Genomic DNA, 4,173 nt, shown 5'->3' with positions numbered 1-4,173 from the left:
CAATGCCGAAGCGGGACACGCAGGCGCGAATCACCTCGATGGCCCCACCGCGATAGGAAGACCAGGTATCGCGATTGAAGTGGCACATATCGATGACCCCCACTACCGTCTCTGGACCGTAAACGATGGGAATGATCCGGTTCCGATATCTAATGGCATACAGATCGCCTTCGAATGGAATGTCTTCTCCACCTAGACCACCAAATTCGAACACTTCAATACCGCGTTCAAAATCAACAGCCTTGGGATAGAAAGGCGCAATACCCAGAGATTGATCCTGGCTAATAAAGCCGTAAGTACTTCGGAACATGACAAAGACGCAGAGGGATGAGTTGGCTGACAATTAGAATAACGGCAGTCAAAGCTTAGCCGTCGGCAAAAACTCGATACCGGTGCGCTGGACCAGTTCCTGATAGCTGAGCACACCATGCAGACGGGCCTTGCCCTGATTCTCCGTCCAATAGGCCCATGCTTTGCCAGTAGACGGGTCATAAACGAGCTTATACAGATGAGATGGTACCCAGACTCGCTGCAGCTTGGGATCTGCCGTTCGGCCGTCGGCAAAGACGGGGCCAGTCAATACGTAGACGTCACCCTTGGCCTTGTTCATCACATACTTTCTGACCACGCTCTCGACTGACTTGGCCCACACGCCCCGGTTGTTCTCTGGCGCCTGGGGCACTATATTGGTCAGCGAAAAACTCTGTGCCATGGCTTGTGCGTTCGGCATATCCCCGGCAGGCGCCATGTGACCACGGTCGTAACCGGAACTCTTGTAATCCTCCAGCTCAGCCCGCTCGGCGGCAGGCAAACGTGCGTCCGCAAAAAACCTGTTGGTACGAACTTCGTCCTGGGCATCTGACAGATGCGCACGATTAAGCTTCTCCGCTACAAACAACGGGGTGTGGGTAACACCGGAGTGGTATACCGCAAACGCATCAAAACAGAGGGCTCGTGGTTTCAATGCGCCGGCATCCATAGCCGGTGCTCTACCCTGAAAGAAAAATTGGGGGCAGTGGCTGAAGTCAGTAGCCGTCTTGGTGCCGTTAGCCCCAGCTGTCGGTGTAAAGCCGATTGAGGGCAATGACAGATTGGGGCCATGGGTTCTTGCAAGGTGTAGGGCGCGTTCAGGCCATTGACTGATATGCAAGCCCCAAGCCGTGGCGACAGAAACGGGGAGAGCGATGAACCAGGCTGGCCGACGGGAACGCGCTTTGGGTTTGGATTTCTTCATATCAAGAGGCTAGCAGCAGGAATTCTGCCCGCGCATTCTAACAGAAGAGAACGATCGTTTACTGTCTGAGTAGGCGTGGCTTTTCTAAAGTGAGCCGCCTATTCAATCCCAGTCCAAAGTCGGTGCATACCGTAATTCCTGCAACGCCCAACTGCCAGCTTCCTGGTTGAACCAAGTCAAATTGCCGACCAGTTCACCCTCTGGATCATACACTCGGTAATCGGCTGGGGAATGTATGCCATGAGCGTAGCCGCAGAATGATCCGATATACCAAACTGGATCAATGAAGCCGTACTCGCAGTCGGCATGCCGTCTGAGCGGTTGAAGCGTATCCATCCACAGAAATTGGGTGCCGCCGCAACATAAAGCCCTTGCAGGGCGAATCCGGTTCATTCTCCATTCCAGCAATGCTTTGCACGTAGCAATCTGTTCGGCCGCATCCTTCCCTCTGCAATGAAGGGGGTATTCAATCGATTTGCCTGCCCGAATGGCCCCGTAAGCATTCTCGAAATCTTGCAAGGGGAGGATGTCTTCGACGAGGGTGAGCGAATTGCATACCTTGCACCATGCAGGCCGCTTGGGTATTTCCAGGAAATCCTCACTTCTCACCGTACTGGGTAGGGGGCCGCCACCTTTGTGGTGATAAGACAAGGTATTGAACGGGAAATGAAAATTCTCATGACAGTAGGAACAGCTATAGAAACTAGGTAAGTACATGAATGTGACTTGAAGCAGATATACTGTCGAATTGTAGGGCGTACCGTGTGGCTGCTCCAGCCAAGAGTAATTGTGTGTAGACGGCGGTATATCGATCATCCGAAAGACCAATGTTTGGCGCGAATACCCAACGCCGTGTTTGTCTTTTTTCTCCGTCTGGATTATGTATTGTCACCGTTGTAATTCTCAAAATCTGCATACCGATTTGCGATGTATCCAATGTGGCGCCAGCCTGATTGGAGTTTCTACCAGTTCCCCCGCAGAGTTTTCCCAGAAATTCGAAGATCAGGATGCCATTGTCTATGGCCGTACTTGGTCGATTGTTTTTGCGCTTGGTTACTATGTGCTCGCCGTCACCTTTCTTTCGGATCTCATAGATAACCGCCCATTGCTGCTGGCGGGCGGTGGCCTCGCTAGTGCGTTGGGCTATCAGGTCGGGAAACGAATCGCCAAGTATCACAACACCTTATAGACCTAGCGCGGGCTGAAGCGAGCGTCGCCATACTGTCGTGGTTTGATCCGACAGCTGTATAAGAATCGTTATCTCATGAATTCAATAACTTCCGCCTTGGCGGACCATTGCAGACCTATTGCCGTGACCTATTCCCAAATCGCTCGTCTTACTTGCTTACTAACCCTGTTTGGATGGCTTTCCGGTGCCACAGCCAGCCCATCCCCCGCCCGCCCGGAGTCGCTGACACTGGCCACCGGCTACTACCATACGGTTGTTCTGAGAGAAGACAACAGCCTGTGGGGATGGGGCAACAATTCGTTTGGTCAACTCGGCCACCCGCCGGTGATCTCAATCGATAGTCCTCACCCCATCGGGCAGGACAAGGACTGGGCTGCGGTCTCGGCTGGGTATGCCCACACCGTAGCAATCAAGCAGGATGGCTCACTCTGGGCCTGGGGGAAAAACAGCAATGGCCAGCTGGGGGATGGCACCACGGAATCGCGCAGTACACCGACACGCATTACTTCCAGCCAAGATTGGGCCTCTGTATCAGCCGGTTACAGCCACACGCTGGCGCTGAAAAAAGATGGGAGCTTATGGGCCTGGGGGAATAATGAAGAGTGGCAATTAGGCAATGGTTCAACCTCACAGTTGGCTCCGGTGCGTATTGGCAGTGCGAATGATTGGGCGGAGATTTCAGCTGGTATCAACTACAGTCTAGGGATCAAGCGGGACGGTAGCCTTTGGGGGTGGGGGAGTAGCATCTTGTTTGATCATTTGGCGGACCGCCAGAGCGTTCATAGAGTCCCTGTCCAGCTGGGAACCGATAAGTTTTGGGCCAAAGTGTCCGCAGGGACCTTCCATGCTTTGTTACTCAAGCAGGATGGCACGCTTTGGGGCTGGGGGGACAATAGTCGGGGACAAGTGGGGGTTGATAGCTCTGGCTACCGTGTCGATACCCCCAGGCAAATTGGGGGAAATAGTCAATACCTTGTGGTGCGTGCATTGCGCAGTTTTTCTTTGGCCATCAAGGCTGATGGTACCTTGTGGGTGTGGGGGAATTCCCATGATCGACCGGAGGCTCATTCGGAGAATTGGCAACCCCGGCAGGTTGACGGCTTATGGAGTAACGCAGGATTGGGATTTGGGTTCGGTATCGGTATAAAGAGTTCGGGCGAATTAGAGAGTTGGGGCTTCAATTACTCCAGTCAACTTGGACGTGGCATTGCGGGCCGGCAGGGAGTGCCCACCAACAGCAACGCTTATTTTGCCAAAGTGGCCGCTGGCAGTGGCAGTGCTTTCGGTATCAAGGCTGATGGAACGTTGTGGGGTTGGGGAGATAATCTTGCCGGGCAATTAGGGTTAGGAGATCAAACCGTTCGCAATCGGCCCGTGCAAGTCGGCACGGACAATGACTGGCTGGATGTCTCCACCGCAGAAAGTGACTGGCAACGCGATAACTCTCATACCTTGGCGATCAAACAAGACGGGAGCCTTTGGGCTTGGGGCGGTAATCAATGGGGTCAATTGGGATTGGCTCCTGAACGCAGCAAGCCATGTTCAGTGATTGATAGGCCTTGCGAGTTGCGACCGATCAAAATCAGCGACTCCCATGATTGGTTAAGGGTATCCGCTAGCAGAGGCTGTTCATTGGCAATCCGGAAAGACCATAGTCTCTGGGGGTGGGGAATCGGGAATGTCGATTTTGAACCTCGCCGCCCTCGAGGACAGCCCATCCAGCTGTCGCCGACCAATGATTGGGCACAAG

Annotated in this window: 5 protein-coding genes; 2 read left to right on the top strand and 3 right to left on the bottom strand. The window is 53.6% G+C overall.

The genetic code is table 11. From position 1 onward, the window contains the following. The 3 genes from PZA18_RS23450 to PZA18_RS23440 form a co-directional block, all read right to left on the bottom strand. Positions 1 to 310 (bottom strand): hypothetical protein (locus PZA18_RS23450; protein WP_284103322.1); only part of this gene is annotated, 310 nt, incomplete at its 3' end. Positions 311 to 358: 48 nt separating this feature from the next. Then, positions 359 to 964, bottom strand: a complete 606-nt coding sequence (locus PZA18_RS23445) for a DNA/RNA non-specific endonuclease (protein ID WP_308447450.1) — start codon at positions 962 to 964, stop codon at positions 359 to 361. A gap of 372 nt (positions 965 to 1,336) precedes the next feature. Further along, positions 1,337 to 2,050: a hypothetical protein gene (locus tag PZA18_RS23440; protein WP_284103321.1), complete on the bottom strand. Its 714-nt coding sequence runs from the start codon at positions 2,048 to 2,050 to the stop codon at positions 1,337 to 1,339. A gap of 106 nt (positions 2,051 to 2,156) precedes the next feature. Between PZA18_RS23440 and PZA18_RS23435 the strand changes: the two genes are divergently transcribed. Both PZA18_RS23435 and PZA18_RS23430 read left to right on the top strand, forming a co-directional pair. Next, complete coding sequence (locus PZA18_RS23435) at positions 2,157 to 2,423, top strand: hypothetical protein (RefSeq protein ID WP_284103320.1); 267 nt, start codon at positions 2,157 to 2,159, stop codon at positions 2,421 to 2,423. 96 nt (positions 2,424 to 2,519) lie between these two features. Beyond that, a partial coding sequence (locus tag PZA18_RS23430) for an RCC1-like domain-containing protein (protein ID WP_284103319.1) occupies positions 2,520 to 4,173 on the top strand: 1,654 nt, incomplete at its 3' end.

It is taken from the genome of Parachitinimonas caeni (genome assembly GCF_030129945.1).
Taxonomy (GTDB): domain Bacteria; phylum Pseudomonadota; class Gammaproteobacteria; order Burkholderiales; family Chitinimonadaceae; genus Parachitinimonas; species Parachitinimonas caeni.
Note: the sequence above shows the minus strand (reverse complement) of the source record. Positions and strands in the feature narration are given on the sequence as shown.